This is a genomic window from Blautia obeum ATCC 29174 (assembly GCF_025147765.1).
GTDB classification, from domain to species: domain Bacteria; phylum Bacillota; class Clostridia; order Lachnospirales; family Lachnospiraceae; genus Blautia_A; species Blautia_A obeum.
On record NZ_CP102265.1, the window covers coordinates 3,457,767 to 3,473,828 of the forward strand.

Here is a 16,062-nt window from a genome sequence, read left to right on the forward strand (position 1 = left end):
ATCTTGATTTTCGGATTTCATTTTTTTCTTATTGCTTTTACAAAACCTTCGACAGCCTTCGCTCCTGCATCAATAGCTTGGTTTTTTTCATCCTTAGCCACCTTCTGAGCAACACCAACGACAACTGGTGCTATTTTCAATTTCAGCCATTTATTTGTCCTCCGGTTTCATAAAATACTTTACACATATCGCATTATTATTTCTGTACAACTTCCACTGATAATACAGAAAATTTATCTTTTATTCTCAGATTTTGTTCTGCTATATTCAATTCAAATACTCTCACTCAACATCAACTCAAGTATAACATAGATATAACCTCTATAGTGAATCTTTCCTGTAAAACATACTTATCATTCTGCACTATCACCTCTCCCTGTAAAAATATTTGTTCTTTTCCCATTTTATCCCTAGTTTTGATTACTATTTCTAATTCCTGCGATCCGTTATCTCTAACGCCACAGCATCTGCATTCATTTTTTTCCAAGCAATTACTTTATCTTCATTAATCGCATACCTCACTGTTCCATAACAAACTGAGAATTGTTTCAGTTTCTGATTATAGATACCCGTCTGCCAGAATAACTGTTCATTCTTATCTTTCCATATGTAAACACAGATTGCCTGATTCTTGGGATATCCCTGCTCTGATACCATCAGAAAGTCATTCAACTCAAAGAATGTTTTCTTGCTAAATAAGCCGGATATATATGACTTCACTTTCTGCCATAATGTTGGTTCTGCTGTCTTCTCGCCAAGCAATGCTTCTAATGAAAGTGTTAACTTTTGTATTTTTTCTACCTGGCACTGTTTTGCTTTCTTTTTCTCAGCTTTATTTAACTTACCGTTGTGTAATGCACATTCTTCTGGTTTATATTCATATTTCTTAATTATGTTCAGCACATATCTGATATCGGTATCTGCGCACATAAGACTTTGAATATGAAACCCTTGAGTAAACTCTCGTACTCCGTTTGCTCTCACAGCATAATTATTGTGGTAAAGCTGCACATGCCCTTTCTTTGGAAGGCTTTTTATTCTCCACGTATCTTCCTTATGCCACACTGTCATAGTGTCTATAGATATCCTGGTTTTCATTCCATTCTCAACATAGATATTTCTGATCTGCTCTGTTGTCATTTTGGTTCTCTCAAAAAAATCAAGATATGTCTCTATCTCCTTTGGATCTTTTGCCCCGGCTATAACGTAAGCATGAATCATACAATCAGGACACGGTTTTAATTTCGGAAGATATTCTTCAGACCAGAGTAAATCTTCATCCAGAATATCTTTTGCATTATCACAATGCTTATCGTGAATAATGCCATCTTTCTTTGAATAAAGATATTTAATTCTCTGATCACTCATAATACGATGACGTTCTTCCGATTCTTCATATGAGCAGACAGATTCCGTTGATGATGGAGCATCAAGTGCCAATGCTCCATCTGCCATTTCTATATTTTGTTTTTTTCCTTGTAATTCATTAAGCAAATCAGTAAAATCTGAATGTTCATAACCTTTTACATATGAAATATTTTTTCTGCTCATAAATCACCTTTTTCTACCATTTTTATAACCTTGGAAATTTATTCTTCAACTTCTGTTTCAGATTTCTTAACCTTCTTTTGATTATCCAGAAGGCTCTTCTTGCTGATGCTGCAGATTGTTCCGTGCTCTGTGACAAGCACCACTTTTGCTTTTGCTTTCTTCCCGATTTTGTCATAGATTCTTCCGGCACTCATGGAATCTCCAAGTACTGTATAAGAACTGTTCGCTACATATCCGATTTTTCCCAGACCTTCGTAAATTACTTTAATTGCTTCCTTGTCATACTCATTGTCTGGTTCTTTTTCTAAGCGGATCTTCGTTCCTTTTTTCAGAAATTCTTTTCCGAAATAATGATTTGTTCCTGTCAGTGTGAAATAAATTTTACTCATTGCCCTTCCTCCTCTTAATCTTCCATAAACTCGAAATATTCCCGTTCACTGGCAAATAAAATGTATTTGCCTTCTACATATCCCATATATCCGTTGCTTGTATCATAACCTTTCATCTGCCAGTCCTCCTTGGATTTTTCTTCTTTTTTGATGTTATCATCTTACAATAAATGGCTGTGCAAAAATCCCGACAACCAACTGGTCCTACGCAGGAAGATTACAGCATGCCTAAAACGATCAAGGAACTTAAGGCTGAAGTCCTACGCCTGCTAAAAGAGAACGCTGAACTTAAGGCACAGATCTTGAAACTTACCAATAAATAGTTTTTCGGAGGATGCCATGGATATCAAGGAGGCTTTTTACAAACAAAAAAATGAACTTCACGCATGCCAGAGGGAAGTCCGCAAGCTTCAAAAACGTTTTTCACGTAAACTCTCTTTCTTCGTTGAAGAATTACGCAGTGCCTGTATTTCCTCTGATCTTATTTACTGGGATGACACAGTTGTATTTATCCATACAGCCCGTGCCTGTTTTCGTTTCTATGGGAATGACCGCATCGCTCTTTACTCTACACATATGAAGAAAGATCTTGCTGGAATCCTTGTTGTTAATTGATAATTCAAGTATAATAAACTCTATGCGAGAAATACACGTCTTGCATGAGGACTTAAATATTGATAATCCTAATGTTTAGCGATATACGGGGAGGAAATTCTCATGGGTAAGCAATCCACCAGGGAAAACAAAACAATTTACCAGCTTTGCCGAGAAGCGGCAGGACTTACAAGAGCAGAGGCCAGTGAAAAAATGGATGCTGTCTCTGATTCAAAAATTGAAAAATTTGAATATGAAACACAAGAACCTACGCCCTATGACATCCTCCAGATGGCAGATGCCTATAAAAGACCAGAGCTTTGCAATTATTATTGCTCTCACAAATGCGAGATCGGCCATCGTTATGTTCCAGAAGTAGAAATGACTAATCTGTCAAATATCATTTTGGAGACAATTGCCAGTCTAAATGAAATCAATCCTCTTACCGGTCGTCTGATCCAGATTGCCCGTGACGGTAAGATCAGTGATGATGAAATGAAAGATTTTGCTTATATCAGTAAAAAACTTGATGAAATTTCTTTAGCCATAGACTCTTTGAATCTTTGGGTAGATAAGACCGCCAGAGAACAGGGTCTTAATCTTGAGCTCTTAAATACCGAAAAAGAAAAATTAAAATAATCCATAACGCCAAGAAAGGCAATGAACCATTTCTGACTCATTGCCTTTTCCTTTACATACGCTGTAATTGATTGACGATACTTTCTGTTTTCTCCTCCTGATCGATTATGAATGTGACGTCACCAATGCTATAATGCCACCAATGATCAATAATGGAAAAGCAATGTACATCAGTCCACCTACAACCATACCTATCAATATCACCGGGAAGAAAATAACTGTACAAAGTAGTTTCATAATTCCCCAGGACGCTTTTAATCCAAATATAAAAAATTTTCCAACAAACCAAATTATACAAATTGTAAATAATAACGATAACATTTTTTACTCCTTCTGACATGTGTCTTTCATTTTTTCTGTTCTTTTTCTGCTAAATATTCAGATGTGTTCTTTATACCAAGTTTATTACTGAATGCCGGATTTTTCTCCATCTTTTCTATAATCCGGACTAATCGAATTCTCTGTGCTGCTTCCATCTGGTCACCCCATTTACATTCTGCTTTTTTGTTGATATTGTCACTATAACAAATTTATTTTTCACAATACACATCCACCATGAGGAATTGCATCTTTGTATTTCTCGAATTTTGAGAATTCTCTCTTTATATTTCTCTGCACGAATTGTTTTCTATCTATGCTGACTCTTTTATAATAAGCATATACGAGCAACATCATAGATTGTTATTAAAGGGAGATTATGCTATGCGAATTGAAAACTTACAAAATGAAAACAGAAAATATGCGAAAAGTATCGGAAACTTCCATGTGCTTGAATACGTGCAGGATGCCAGCGTTTCACCTATGAATGCAATGAATGAGTATTTCATGAGTAAAATGAATGTCAGAAGAAGACAGGTTGTTATTGATATTGATAAAGACCATTCAGCTGTTATCCAGGCTGGTGCCATGCAATGGATGGGTGGTAATGTACAAGCCACATCTGGTGTAAAAGGTATCGGAGATTTCCTTGGAAAGGCACTCAAGGGTGCGGTTACCAAAGAAACCGCAGTTAAACCGGAATATGTTGGTGAAGGCTGCCTGATATTAGAACCGACATACAAATACATTATCCTTGCAGACATTGGAAAATGGGGTTCGGCCGGAATGACAATTGAAGATGGCATGTTCCTGGCTTGTGATGCAAATGTAAAAAGTAAAGTTGTAGCCAGAAAGAACCTTTCATCAGCAGTATTAGGTAGCGAAGGTCTGTTTAATCTGAGTTTGCAGGGAAATGGTATAGCTGCACTGGAGTCTAATGTTCCCGAAGATGAATTGATTGAAGTCATATTGGAAAATGATGAACTGAAAATTGATGGAAACCTTGCCGTATGCTGGTCATCAAACCTTGAATTTACCGTAGAACGATCAACCAAAACACTTGTCGGATCTGCAGTTAGCGGAGAAGGTCTGGTAAATGTTTATCGTGGAACAGGACGGGTACTGATGTGTCCGGTCGCACCGACAACTTCCTTGTTTGAGTCCACCAACACCATGGCTGCAAAAGCTGCTGCTAAATCCAGCAATACATTTGGAAAATAAGCGTAAAACACATTCTCACGTAAACAACAAACAATCACTTCCAAAGAGAAACAACATTTAAAGATATTTGAAAAAATCACCTTCAGACTATTTTTTTTATAGTCTGAAGGTGATTTTAAAATTCCCAATATACTCTAACTTTACGGCAGTATCTCAAGCCAGTATCCATCTGGATCTACAATGAAATAGATTCCCATTGCTTCATTTTCGAAACAAATGCATCCCATCTCTTCATGCTTCTTATGCGCTGCCTCGTAATCCTCTGCCTGGAATGCCAGGTGGAATTCGCATTCACCCAGATTATATGGCTGTGGATGATCTTTAAGCCAGGTAAGTTCCAACTCAAAATCACTTACATCATTGCTCAAATACACAATGATAAAATCATCGGTAGTCTTTCTTCTCACTTCGTGCAGATCAAGGGCCTCGTTGTAAAATTTAATAGATCGGTCCAGGTCTGATACATTGTAGTTTTCGTGAATCATCTTAAACTTCATAATTCTTCTCCTTTTGCACATTCTGTGTTTTTAATACGTGATTTATATTGCGGATATTCTGTAATAAACCGCTTAATTACATTGGCATCATTCCAGTAATGCATTGGAAAAATGACATTGCAATCTACATTTTTAAGGAAATACAGGATCCCGTCGGCATAGTGATTTCCCTGTCTCGGATCTAAAGGGACAAATGCAGCATCAAAATGCATACCCTTGATTTTCCTGATCTCCGCACGATATGCTGAAGTAAGTCTCTGGTTATCAGCTTTTGGCTCACCATCCCAATACCAGTCATTTAAGTCACCGGCATGATAAATGGTGCCTTCCTTTGTTTTGACAATAAATGCTACACCACTATCGTTAGATAGCAATGTATCGACTTGGGTGCCATTATCCAGATTATAAGTCTGATCATGATAAACATATATGAGTAAGTAATTTTCATCACCTTTATAAAATAACTCCTTTTTCCCTATAAGCTTACAGACGAATACCTAGCGTTCATCCACGACCCAGAAGATGTCTAATATTCTTTTGAGATTTCCTCTGTTATCTCATATATCTCTTTGAATCTTTCTAGCTCCTCCGGCGATCTGATCAGCATGATTTCTTCGATTTTTCCGGTCCGTATGTCTTTGAATCCTGCTACTTCTTCCCCGGTACAAATGCTTGCACGAATAACTGGTTTCATATGTTCTCGGTCATATGTTTTTTTCACGATTTTCTTTTTGAATAATCCCATGCTTCATCCTCCGAATAATTACAGTAACAAGATCAATTATTTAATTTCTGGAACATTTTTCTGCATCGATTGCCAGTACAAACATCAGCGCATCCAATGCATTTCCTGGATCCTGTACGTCAATAACATATGTATCAGTCATATGAAACAGTTCTTTACTAAAGGCTTTATTATCATTAGCAATGTAATAAAACTTACCATGATAAAAAGGTTTGAGCTGATAATTCTTTTAACACGTCACAAAGCAGTTCAAAACCAGTCTGTATATCCGCTACAGCGGTGGCTTCTGCCGGATTATGGCTGATACCTCCGATACTCGGCACGAAGATCATCGCGGTCGGGAAATGCTTTCCGAATACCATCGAGTCGTGTCCGGCGCCGCTGTTCATATGCTTATACGCGAGATGTTTCTCTTCACAGTGCCGCTCGATCACCCGAATCACGTTCGGATCCATCTGTACGGACTCCAGCCAGTCATTCTGTCGAAGCTGGGTCTGAAAGCCCTTGCGTTCGATGGATTCCAGTACACGTTTCAGAAGAACCACATCTTGAAGCAGTTCCTCATTGCTACCATCGCGCAGATCGATGAGCAGATTCACTCGATCTGCAATGACATTCTGCATTCCAGGAAATACCTGTATCGCGCCATAGGTAAGGGTGGCAGAAGGGGCCTGCGCCATCATCTGACGGGTAGACTCTGTGATAAATTCCGCAGCAGCTACCACAGGATCGTGCCGTAAAGGCATCGAGGTGGTACCTGCATGGTTCTGGCTTCCCTGAATGGTCAGCTCATAGTTGACGATACCGACGATACTGTCCACAATACCGATCTGCTTCTGCTCGCTTTCAAGCACCGGTCCCTGTTCGATATGCAATTCTACGATTGCTCGAATATCGTCACGTTTCACGTTTTTCAGCGCTTCCGTCTGATACCCGGCAGATACCAGTGCTTCACGAAGTGTGACGCCATCACGGCTGAGCTCCTCGAGATCCTCTTCTTTCAGCGTGCCACAGATTGCGCGGCTCCCCTGACAGCCGGATGGAAAACGACTGCCCTCTTCCTCCATCAGACCACCCACTTCCAGGCTGTGTTTCGGAACGAAGCCCGACTGTTTGAGGTATCCCAGCGCTGCCACACCGGTCACAACGCCCAGTGCGCCATCATATTTTCCACCGTTCTTTACGGTATCCAGGTGGGATCCCGTCAGTATGGTTCCAGGTTCTGTCCCCGGAAGCCGTCCATACACATTACCGATCGCGTCCTCTCTGTATTCAAGCCCCAGATCCTCGATCCACTCACGCAGGATGTTCTTCGCGGTTTTGTCTTCCAGAGTATACGCTGCACGCCAGATCTCTCCGTCGATGCGCGTCGCATCGGCCAGCTGACACAGCATTTCTTCGATTCTTACTCCCGCTTCGTTTTTCATCATAAATGTCACCTCATTTCATAGTTTGTTTTCTTTCAATATTTCTCCGTATTCTTCTCCTGCGCGACCTCCCATTGCGTATAATCGGGTATGACATTCCTCACTTAAATGGCATATCCCATATCGTAGGCTTTTTGGAAAACACTTTGATTCTTGACCAATCCAGCATCCATCACGTTTGCTGCATATATCTTTCCTGAAATCTTGTATTCTTCCAGATGCTCTACAAAACCATTCAGATCACCAAGTGATCTTTCAATAATGTCCTCACCCAGACCAGCTGATATAATATAGTAAACTTCTTTTTTACCAAGATGCTGCCAGATTGGATAAGTACGGTCAATAAAAGTCTTCATCTGGGCACTGATTCCATAAAAATAAACCGGAGTAGCCAGTACAAGTACATCTGCTTTTTGAAACATTTTAAGTATCTCAGCCATATCATCTTTTAATACACAGGTACCGCCATTTCTCATACAACCGTCACAGGCCCTGCAAAAGCCTATGTTCTGCTCCATGATACGTACGATTTTCACCTGGTGTCCTTTTGCTTCTGCACCTTTTTTGAACTGTTCACATAAGATTTGTGAATTTCCTTTTTTTCTTGGTGAGCTTGAAATAATCAATATATTTTTCATTAGTTTTTCTCCTCTCCCACTTTTCAATTCAAATAACTTTAGGTTGCCTCTCATAAAATATTCGAAAAGAACTCTTCTAGTAAACTATTGATCATCTCCAATTTATCTGTATTAGAATTATGACCGGCCCCTTCAATCCACTTTAAAGGAATTTCCATTTTTCGATGCCATTCTCTGTTATACCTTATGCATGAGCCGGCATGATCCTTTGTACCACATATCAACATGGAAGGACATTTGATTTCATATGGCAGATCCTTTTCCATTGCCTCTGCCAGAATACGAAATCCATGCCCAGCAATTTGGGCATAACGATGTTGATTACCATCATAGACCAGCATCATTTCCTTCATCAGGTTTCTGCCATAATTAGAAATTGCAACTCCCTCAGTTCCGGATTTCAAAAGCAACTTCCATGGATAATGTGCATAAGCCTGGTAAAAATACAAGCGTCGTTGTATCCAAACTCAGATTATTTGACCAATAGTGAATTGTTCCGCAAGGAGTTTGATATGTACTTTCCTATTTTCATATTGGTTTTTTATATCAAATACATTCTGCTACATCTCATCCGGCTTTTGACCATCGTGGGCTTTCCATTGACACTCCGTCAATTTCATATCTGTAAATACCGCTTTAAACGATGAATCTTCCGGACTGCATGCATAAATTCCAAATTTGATTTTTCCTGCACCAGCCCACATATGACAAATCCTCATTTGCTTAAACCGTATTCCATCCTCAGAACATTCAATGCAATAATCATCTTCACGTCTACTGAGACGATACCACATAGATTTAATCTCTGCATCAATTTCCGTAGTTGCCCAATCTGAATATCCATTATTTGTCACAACACTTCCCAGGTGCTGAAAATAGTCATTCTCATATTCTATAGAACCTTTCAACCAATTCTCACTGTCAAGATACATAACCACACCGCACTGATCAAAGCGATGATGGCTTTCCTTAAAATCAGTTTTCACTATAAATGAAAAAAACTTTTCCTCTGTTTCTATCTGCAGAACCGGAGCATTATCATTACGGAAATGATAGTAAGTTCTTTGCCACAAATCAGTTCCAGGCTGTGTAATAATCTCAATTTTGTCATCTGTCAGCGTGTAATCATCAGGTTCTCTCGTCCACTTAAAATCTTTTATATTCATCTCATTATCCCTCCAAATCTCGATTGTTATAATCTTTTTCAACTCCACAATTTCCTTGTATTATTAATTCCCGTAGTTCTCCTCCCAGTAATCATACGCATCATCATATCCGCCATCATAATTTCCTCCATCGAATTCCTCAGCCCAGTCATCGGCGAAATCATCCGGATCATCATAATTATAAACATCATAAGAATCGTTTCTCCGGGAGGAATAAGAATTGCTGTATGTATTGTATGAACGCGATGGAGTACTCTTTTTTCCAGAAGAATAACTTCTTTGGGATTTGTTAGAATAGCTGTTACTCGTACTGTTTTTTCTTTGAGAATTTTCATATGCTCTTTCTCTTTTCATCGCCTCTTCATAAATACTGTTAATATGCTCCATGCAATAGTTTGTTCCCCAATCTTTTTTGTTCCAGCATCCCGGTTCATCACAGTAAAGATCCGCTACCTTCAATGTAATTATGATTATCAGCTCAACACTAAGGATTACTGTCGCTATGATTTTAAAGGTCTTTGAATAAAAAAATCCGGCAGCCACATATCTCTTCTCCTTTATCTCTTTTATCTAATTCTGATGTTATCAGTTTACATCAAATAGCAGTGCATAAATCCGCACAACCAACGGATTTGCCAGAACTAGTAGTTCTAAAGTATGTTTCGTTTTCACGACATCATTTCTAATACAGATTTTACCGTACTTTTTAATCTCAGTCCATCCTTTATACCCAGGCGATAGAAAAACTCTTCTGTCTCTGCTCCGCTGGCAAATATTTCATCGCAATACTTCGTAAGCACTTCCTCTTGTTCCGGAGACAGTGTTTCACTGCCTGTTCAAAACAGTTCCTGAGCAGCTTATTAACATCCCTGACCGTACTGGACGATACAAATTCATTTCGACTGGTTTTATTTAATGGATTGATAACGGCACGCCTCTTCAAAAGACTCTGATAATATCTTTCAATGAATCGGGTATTAATCTCTGACAGCTTTGCATCACCAATGATCGGAAGAATATAGTTGTTGATAAGAGAGACATTTCCTTCATACGTAGAAAGCGCCCAGTTTTCTTTTTTCTTCTCTTTGCTTCGGCTTTCGTTTCATAGATTTCCCATTTCTGTTTTCTCTCACCTTTTTCATTCGTATAGGAATAGATTACATTGAATTTTCCGTTTCGTTCTCTTATAGATGCCATATTATTGCATACTCCTTTCCAAATCTCTTTGTTCCATCGTAATTGTTGCATCTTCCAGAAGAGCGTCCTTTTCTCTGTCTTCCTTTGTCCGATACCGGGACTGGCTTTTATACCAGTTCCGAAAAGAGTCTTTTGGTATTCGTTTCCAGTAATCGACAATAACAGCTTCCATTTGATTTTTCTTGAGTAAATCATAAACACCCTGTTTTTTACTGTTCCAAGTTATCGAGCCAGTCATCGAAACTCTTCTTAGAGATACGATACTTTCCGTCATCCAACTGGATCCACCGGAATTCCTTTTTCTTTAAAAGGTTATAAATAGTAGGTCTGCTGACTCCTAAGATTTCCTGTAACTCTTGAACTGTATAACATCTTTTTTCTGACATTTCTTTATCCTCTTTTCTTTGAAATATGAAAGAAAAATTATTCCTTCATATAACGAAACGCTCAACGCATGTTTTATAGTGGTCAAAAGCAAATTTTTTACTTTTTTTCTTACGAGTTTTCTTGCGAGTTTTTTTAACGCAACTCGTAACATTAGATTTTTACATTTTTCATGAAATTAAGTAAAGAAAAAGAGCATATGGAATTGAATCCATACACTCTATGATTACTGGAACTTCATTTCATTTTTAATTCAACAAACTGGAATTGTTCAAGCTTTTCAAATGCTAACGTCCTTAATTCTGTTCAATAATTGATTTATAGTAGTTACCAAAGTCAGCAAGTGAATTAACAATTGGAAGCATTTTTGTTCCGAGTTCCGTTAAGCCGTATTCAACTCTCGGTGGCTGCTCATGGTAATCGTGGCGATATGCCAGTCCATCACTCATCATTTGCCTTAAACTATCCGTCAAAACCTTTTGTGAAATACCATCTATACTTCGTTGTAGCTCATTGAATCTCCATGGACGCTCTTTCAAGTTACGCAAAATCAGCAGTTTCCATTTTCCTCCGATGAGAGATACTGCTGTTGCAACTGGGCATTCCGGTAATTCTTCTTTTGCTCGCATAATTCTCACCTCCAAGTCCATTGTAACACATTCATTTTTGAGTGTACAGTTACAAAAAGGTGCGTACTTGTTTTTGTATGTGTCTCACACTATACTAATACCAAGCGACCAGAAACTACAAATTAACTATGGAGGTATTATTATGGCAAATTACACAAAAACAACTATTGGAAAGGAAAACCGAATTGAGCTGCATGAAAAGTTGTCTTTAACAGGTGCAGAAATCAGTTTAAACGAACTACCTGCAGGAGCAAATGTCCCATTTGTTCATTCTCATAAAGAAAATGAAGAAATCTATGGAATTCTTTCAGGTAACGGCAAAGCCATAATTGATGGAGAAGAAATCAGTCTTTCAACTGGAGACTGGCTAAAGATCGCACCTGCTGCAAAACGTCAGTTTTTTGCATCCGATATTTCCGGAATTACTTATATCTGCATTCAGGTAAAAGAAAATTCTCTGGAACATTTTACAGCAGAGGATGCCGTAATCGGCTAATTAAAAGTATTTATTTACAAAAATGCACAGCTCTCGATAAGCTAAGAACTGTGCATTTCTTTTTTCTTCAAGCTTGTAAAGCGGACATTCGCAATCTGCTTCGCTACTTGCTCATGAACGCAGTCGCTTCGCGATCAATTCCGATTGAGATTTCACCTGTTTTAAGAGATTTAATAACTGTTATATTTTGTTATTAAATTCTCTGTAAACCCTTGAAAACACTGGATTTGTCGCAGGTGAGCTTTCCCTTATTGTTTCCCTTGTGTTATATCGTCCCGCCAGTGTTTACAAACTCTGATAAGGGAAAATACAAGGGCAAGAAAATCATATAAAACAGTATAACACAAAATAAAAGTGACATGGTGAACTGATTGAAATGCTTCTGATTTTTGTAACTGATGATTTATTGATCGATAAGGAGATAAGATACGATGAGAACAATATTTGCAGAATATAATCCACAATGCAACAGTATTGATGTTTATACCAGTGCCGGCTATATGCTTCGCATTGACTGCTGGGAAACTGAGAAGGACTTAAAAACCACGCCTGGATCAGACTGTGCATTAAATACACTTGCTATTGACGAACCACTGGAATATGCAAGATTATATCTTGATGGAAATTTACAGATGTGGGTTGATGCAGAAGATTCACTTGAACTTTAATATTTCCTGTTAAAAATTGAGTAGGAGGCGGTGACTAACCGCCGTCCTCTCAGTGGACAGCCCCCAATTGGTGAACTGTCCACTTTTTTAATAATATTCTCGTTCTTCCCACCATTCTTTCACTTAACATCGGATTCCAATATAAATCACATTCTCAGGCAGTAACAGTACAATAAGATTTATCGGATATTTCAACAGACGTTTATAACAATCCACTGTATATTTTTAAATCTTCATCCTTAAACACATTAAAGATTACCTTTTTTATTCTGCTGTCTTTGTTAAGATACTGCTTTACAGTGCTCGTTGCAATCTCGGCAGCTCGTTGCTGTGGAAAACGGAATACACCTGTAGACAAACAACAGAATGCAATAGATTCCACACCAGTATCCGCTGCAAGCTTTAGGCACTCTGTGTAGCAGCTTGCCAACAGGTCTTCATCTTCTTTTGTGACTTTCCATTGTATAATAGGTCCTACCGTATGAAGAATATATTTTGTCGGAAGATTGTATCCCGATGTTATCTTTGCTTTGCCGGTCTCTTCTTCATGCCCCTGCTTTGCCATAATTTCATGCATTTTCAGACGAAGTTCCATTCCAGCATAAGTATGAATAAAGTTATCAATACAGGCATGCATCGGTGAAAAACAACCAAGCATCTGTGAGTTACACGCATTCACGATCGCATCACATTTCAAAGTGGTAATATTCCCTTGCCAGATATATAATCTCGAATCGGATTTTACAGGTGCAAGCGTGTCAACATCTGTGATTCCACGCTCTATATTTCTTTCTGTAAGATACTCATCCTGTATTTTCAAAAAATCATTACTGATTGGTCTTGGCGGTCTGACATTCATAAGTGAGCGGAGCAGATTTTCCTGCCCCTGCTTATCCGTAGGAATGTTCTGTCTGCCAAACGGTATCTCTTCTTTTAAAAGATACTGAATCAGATATTCTCTTTGCTCATCCTGTGTCATAATACCAGCCCCCTTATATCAGTAATTGCCTTTGCCATATCACCGCCAATACCGATTGCACGTTCCCCGAAGCTTTCCGGAACTACCGCTTCATCCATATTCAGGCGTATCAAACTATAAGACGAGTTCTCCCTCACCATCTTTTCAAAAGGGAAACGTATAATAATCGGCGTATTAAATCCAACTCCAAGTTCCAAAAGAACAACCTTTTTATCTTTATGCTGTTCCAGAAACCCCGCATACCTGTCGGCTGCCTCATGCCACGCTTCATCTTCCACAAAATAATTATCACAACGGAGATTCATAGCCATATTGCCGCCACACACCGGACATTTTGGTACAAGTTCTGATGGAATCAGGCAGTCTCTTCTTGCTTTATCCATTTTACGAAACAGGTCTTTTGCATCGTAAGTCTTTGAATGACAGGCTTTCTGGCACTGGATTTTCCCATAATCTCCCTGTGTTGCAAATATTCTTTTTTCATCAAATCCCGCTTTATAAAACTGATGATCCACATTGGTTGTAAGTACAAAATATTCTTTATTCTTTACAAGATCATAAAGCTCTGTATAAAGCGGCAATGCCGGAGGATCAAAGCGGTTCATCAATGCATGTTTTGACCAGTATCCCCACTTTGCCTCCTCAGACGGATATGGATAAAATCCGGCTGCATACATATCTGTCATGTAGTACTCACCGTATTTTTTTATAAATTCTGCAAAATTGTCTGTAAACCTTTTACCACCATATTGGATTCCCGCAGCTGTCGATGCCCCGGCTCCTGCCCCGATTATAACACAGTCTGTATTTCTTATATTCTTTGCTGCCCTGTCAATCTGATCTTCATATGCATCTTTTTGGAATACATAATCCCTTGCCGGAGTACTACATAAAAAGTTTCTCCAGTCAGCATGCCCTTTTCTGATTTTCTTAAAAATCATAATGAACCTCTTTTCTCAATACACTGCTTCGGACAAATTTCTGCACATCTTCCGCAATGCAGACAATGATTCTGGTTGATAGTAACCGGAACTGAAGATATATCAATGCATTTTTGCGGACATACAGAGCAACACAGTTTGCATCCAATACATTCTTTTCCAATAAAATACCCTGTCTGAACTGCCTCGGTTTTTCCAATTGTTATAGTATCCCTCACAATATTTGATGGATTGCTGATATCAAAATACTCTCCCTGTGCCTCATACAGCCGAAACACTTCGATTGCGTCTTTCGTATCTCCCGGATAGATTTTCTTCATATATGGATTTTTTTCAAACATAATATCAAGATTCTTTTTTCCGATGTTCTTTATTTTTCCACGCAGAGACACCGCAATTTTGTCTTTTGTTGCGGATATTGCCACATACTGCTGCTCCATTAACTGGTCATAAAATGCTTTTCCCTTTGCTGTAAGGAAATACACACCTTCTTCATCATAGTACATCATATCTATGATTCTTGTCTGAGGATGTCCATCTGAACCTATCGTTGCAACTGTTGTTGAATGAATTTCATCCACCAGAAGTTTAAGATAATCCATTTTTGTCATTTCAAAGTCTCTCCTTTCAGTATCGGTGTAAGTTTTTTATATATCATCATGGCAATTGCTCCAATTACCAAGCCTTTTAAGATATTAAACGGCAATGCATTGAATAGCACAACGTCCAGCTTAGTCTTAATAAATGGCAGAAATTCGCCAAATGATGGACTCAAAGGAACCGGAAACTCTAAAAATGCCAACACATATGATATAGCTGCCAGTAGAGCTGTCATTGTTATCGTTCTTGTAGAAACTAAATTTTTTCTTGTTTTAATAGTTGCTGTATTGTTACTCATAAATCTCCTTTTTGTGAGATATGCCTGAATTTAAAACAGCCCGCAGGACGGGATTCCCTGCGGGACTTGTTTTATCATATCTTCTCTCATCCGGACTTTACCGTCGGTTATGGAATTGCACCATATCAGCTTTTGCTCGCAGACTATACTGCCGGTCAGGAATTACACCTTGTCCCGAAGACTGTAATTTTTTCTGTTAATTATCTTTAAAATTCATAAGGTGGATTTCCAGAGAAATCTGCGATTAAACCATGCGGATTTTCAAGATAGAATACCTCAAAAATAGGATTATCTGCTGTCTGGTACTGTCCCTTAACGATAGGATTGTTCATGCATCCTTCCTTTACACTCTTGTTGTCCTCAAATACTGCTTTGCCATGAAGGCGAATCCATGCGTATTCAGGGGAAGATACTGATACTTCTACTTCAGGATTTGCTAACATATCCTTGTAAACATCCTTTGTGTTGTTAGTACAGAACCAAAGCTTTCCGTCCTGCTCAAAACAGAACATGAATGGACGGCATTTTGCCTTTCCATCTCTTCCGACTGTTGCTAAGTACTGAACTGAATTTTTCTGTAAAAATTCTACTACTTTCTGCATTTTAAATTACCTCCTCGATATGTTGTAACAATGATTATTACATCTTGTAGCTATACAATATCATCCGTTTAATGTAATGTCAA

General features: G+C 38.5%; 24 protein-coding genes, 1 pseudogene and 1 riboswitch. Of the genes and pseudogenes, 5 read left to right on the forward strand and 20 right to left on the reverse strand.

The genetic code is table 11. From position 1 onward, the window contains the following. Positions 1 to 17: 17 nt before the first annotated feature. From NQ503_RS16505 to NQ503_RS16515, 3 genes are all read right to left on the reverse strand, one after another. Complete coding sequence (locus tag NQ503_RS16505; protein WP_005426098.1) at positions 18 to 140, reverse strand: hypothetical protein; 123 nt, start codon at positions 138 to 140, stop codon at positions 18 to 20. 289 nt (positions 141 to 429) lie between these two features. Then, complete coding sequence (locus NQ503_RS16510) at positions 430 to 1,551, reverse strand: hypothetical protein (protein WP_005426095.1); 1,122 nt, start codon at positions 1,549 to 1,551, stop codon at positions 430 to 432. Between the two features lie 38 nt (positions 1,552 to 1,589). After that, the gene (locus tag NQ503_RS16515) at positions 1,590 to 1,940 is read right to left on the reverse strand and encodes an HIRAN domain-containing protein (protein ID WP_005426093.1); all 351 of its coding nucleotides are present in this window, start codon (positions 1,938 to 1,940) and stop codon (positions 1,590 to 1,592) included. Positions 1,941 to 2,279: 339 nt separating this feature from the next. Between NQ503_RS16515 and NQ503_RS16520 the strand changes: the two genes are divergently transcribed. The 3 genes from NQ503_RS16520 to NQ503_RS16535 all read left to right on the forward strand — a co-directional run bounded on the left by NQ503_RS16520 (position 2,280) and on the right by NQ503_RS16535 (position 4,712). Beyond that, positions 2,280 to 2,555: a hypothetical protein gene (locus NQ503_RS16520; RefSeq protein ID WP_005426088.1), complete on the forward strand. Its 276-nt coding sequence runs from the start codon at positions 2,280 to 2,282 to the stop codon at positions 2,553 to 2,555. 102 nt (positions 2,556 to 2,657) lie between these two features. Beyond that, complete coding sequence (locus NQ503_RS16525; RefSeq protein ID WP_005426086.1) at positions 2,658 to 3,173, forward strand: helix-turn-helix domain-containing protein; 516 nt, start codon at positions 2,658 to 2,660, stop codon at positions 3,171 to 3,173. 702 nt (positions 3,174 to 3,875) lie between these two features. Beyond that, positions 3,876 to 4,712, forward strand: coding sequence for an AIM24 family protein (locus tag NQ503_RS16535; RefSeq protein WP_005426080.1), 837 nt, complete (start codon positions 3,876 to 3,878; stop codon positions 4,710 to 4,712). Between the two features lie 140 nt (positions 4,713 to 4,852). Here the strand turns inward: NQ503_RS16535 and NQ503_RS16540 are convergent, their stop codons facing one another. The 12 genes and pseudogenes from NQ503_RS16540 to NQ503_RS16595 all read right to left on the reverse strand — a co-directional run bounded on the left by NQ503_RS16540 (position 4,853) and on the right by NQ503_RS16595 (position 11,395). Next, positions 4,853 to 5,209, reverse strand: a complete 357-nt coding sequence (locus NQ503_RS16540; protein ID WP_005426079.1) for a VOC family protein — start codon at positions 5,207 to 5,209, stop codon at positions 4,853 to 4,855. Further along, a pseudogene (locus NQ503_RS16545) lies at positions 5,206 to 5,643 on the reverse strand (MBL fold metallo-hydrolase); the annotation flags it as partial. The gene NQ503_RS16540 and the pseudogene NQ503_RS16545, both read right to left, overlap by 4 nt. A 92-nt stretch (positions 5,644 to 5,735) precedes the next feature. Further along, positions 5,736 to 5,954 carry a hypothetical protein gene (locus tag NQ503_RS16550; RefSeq protein WP_005426077.1) on the reverse strand — a complete coding sequence of 73 codons (219 nt, stop codon included), beginning with the start codon at positions 5,952 to 5,954 and terminating at the stop codon, positions 5,736 to 5,738. A 194-nt stretch (positions 5,955 to 6,148) separates the two neighbouring features. Then, positions 6,149 to 7,384, reverse strand: coding sequence for a M20 family metallo-hydrolase (locus tag NQ503_RS16555; protein ID WP_005426075.1), 1,236 nt, complete (start codon positions 7,382 to 7,384; stop codon positions 6,149 to 6,151). A 101-nt stretch (positions 7,385 to 7,485) separates the two neighbouring features. Further along, on the reverse strand, positions 7,486 to 8,019 hold the full coding sequence (locus NQ503_RS16560; protein WP_044925868.1) for a flavodoxin family protein: 534 nt from the start codon (positions 8,017 to 8,019) through the stop codon (positions 7,486 to 7,488). 50 nt (positions 8,020 to 8,069) lie between these two features. Continuing rightward, positions 8,070 to 8,423: an alpha/beta fold hydrolase gene (locus tag NQ503_RS16565; protein WP_233435757.1), complete on the reverse strand. Its 354-nt coding sequence runs from the start codon at positions 8,421 to 8,423 to the stop codon at positions 8,070 to 8,072. A gap of 156 nt (positions 8,424 to 8,579) precedes the next feature. After that, positions 8,580 to 9,185, reverse strand: coding sequence for a DUF1349 domain-containing protein (locus NQ503_RS16570; protein ID WP_005426072.1), 606 nt, complete (start codon positions 9,183 to 9,185; stop codon positions 8,580 to 8,582). 63 nt (positions 9,186 to 9,248) lie between these two features. Next, entirely contained in the window at positions 9,249 to 9,728 is a 480-nt protein-coding gene (locus NQ503_RS16575; RefSeq protein WP_005426069.1) for a hypothetical protein, read from the reverse strand. A gap of 181 nt (positions 9,729 to 9,909) precedes the next feature. Then, positions 9,910 to 10,215: a hypothetical protein gene (locus NQ503_RS16580; protein WP_227234729.1), complete on the reverse strand. Its 306-nt coding sequence runs from the start codon at positions 10,213 to 10,215 to the stop codon at positions 9,910 to 9,912. Then, positions 10,125 to 10,577: a hypothetical protein gene (locus NQ503_RS16585; RefSeq protein WP_005426065.1), complete on the reverse strand. Its 453-nt coding sequence runs from the start codon at positions 10,575 to 10,577 to the stop codon at positions 10,125 to 10,127. The genes NQ503_RS16580 and NQ503_RS16585 overlap by 91 nt, the downstream gene beginning before the upstream one ends. A gap of 14 nt (positions 10,578 to 10,591) precedes the next feature. Further along, positions 10,592 to 10,768: a helix-turn-helix domain-containing protein gene (locus tag NQ503_RS16590; protein WP_005426062.1), complete on the reverse strand. Its 177-nt coding sequence runs from the start codon at positions 10,766 to 10,768 to the stop codon at positions 10,592 to 10,594. Between the two features lie 294 nt (positions 10,769 to 11,062). Continuing rightward, on the reverse strand, positions 11,063 to 11,395 hold the full coding sequence (locus tag NQ503_RS16595; RefSeq protein WP_008373705.1) for a winged helix-turn-helix transcriptional regulator: 333 nt from the start codon (positions 11,393 to 11,395) through the stop codon (positions 11,063 to 11,065). A gap of 142 nt (positions 11,396 to 11,537) precedes the next feature. On the opposite strand from NQ503_RS16595, the gene NQ503_RS16600 reads away from it, so the two are divergent. Both NQ503_RS16600 and NQ503_RS16605 read left to right on the forward strand, forming a co-directional pair. Further along, entirely contained in the window at positions 11,538 to 11,891 is a 354-nt protein-coding gene (locus NQ503_RS16600) for a cupin domain-containing protein (RefSeq protein ID WP_004614173.1), read from the forward strand. Positions 11,892 to 12,322: 431 nt separating this feature from the next. Further along, positions 12,323 to 12,559 (forward strand): DUF6061 family protein, encoded by a 237-nt coding sequence (locus NQ503_RS16605; protein ID WP_005426055.1) that lies wholly within the window; start codon positions 12,323 to 12,325, stop codon positions 12,557 to 12,559. A gap of 202 nt (positions 12,560 to 12,761) precedes the next feature. On the opposite strand, the gene NQ503_RS16610 is transcribed toward NQ503_RS16605, so the two are convergent. The 5 genes from NQ503_RS16610 to NQ503_RS16630 form a co-directional block, all read right to left on the reverse strand. Beyond that, positions 12,762 to 13,538 carry a protein-ADP-ribose hydrolase gene (locus NQ503_RS16610; protein WP_005426052.1) on the reverse strand — a complete coding sequence of 259 codons (777 nt, stop codon included), beginning with the start codon at positions 13,536 to 13,538 and terminating at the stop codon, positions 12,762 to 12,764. After that, entirely contained in the window at positions 13,535 to 14,479 is a 945-nt protein-coding gene (locus tag NQ503_RS16615; RefSeq protein WP_005426050.1) for an SIR2 family NAD-dependent protein deacylase, read from the reverse strand. Before NQ503_RS16615 ends, NQ503_RS16610 begins: the two co-directional genes overlap by 4 nt. After that, positions 14,476 to 15,090, reverse strand: a complete 615-nt coding sequence (locus tag NQ503_RS16620; RefSeq protein ID WP_005426048.1) for a pyridoxamine 5'-phosphate oxidase family protein — start codon at positions 15,088 to 15,090, stop codon at positions 14,476 to 14,478. The genes NQ503_RS16615 and NQ503_RS16620 overlap by 4 nt, the downstream gene beginning before the upstream one ends. Further along, on the reverse strand, positions 15,087 to 15,377 hold the full coding sequence (locus NQ503_RS16625) for a hypothetical protein (RefSeq protein WP_005426046.1): 291 nt from the start codon (positions 15,375 to 15,377) through the stop codon (positions 15,087 to 15,089). Before NQ503_RS16625 ends, NQ503_RS16620 begins: the two co-directional genes overlap by 4 nt. A gap of 74 nt (positions 15,378 to 15,451) precedes the next feature. Then, a riboswitch (FMN riboswitch) is annotated at positions 15,452 to 15,563 on the reverse strand. A 20-nt stretch (positions 15,564 to 15,583) separates the two neighbouring features. Next, complete coding sequence (locus tag NQ503_RS16630; protein ID WP_005426043.1) at positions 15,584 to 15,979, reverse strand: pyridoxamine 5'-phosphate oxidase family protein; 396 nt, start codon at positions 15,977 to 15,979, stop codon at positions 15,584 to 15,586. Between the last annotated feature and the right edge of the window lie 83 nt (positions 15,980 to 16,062).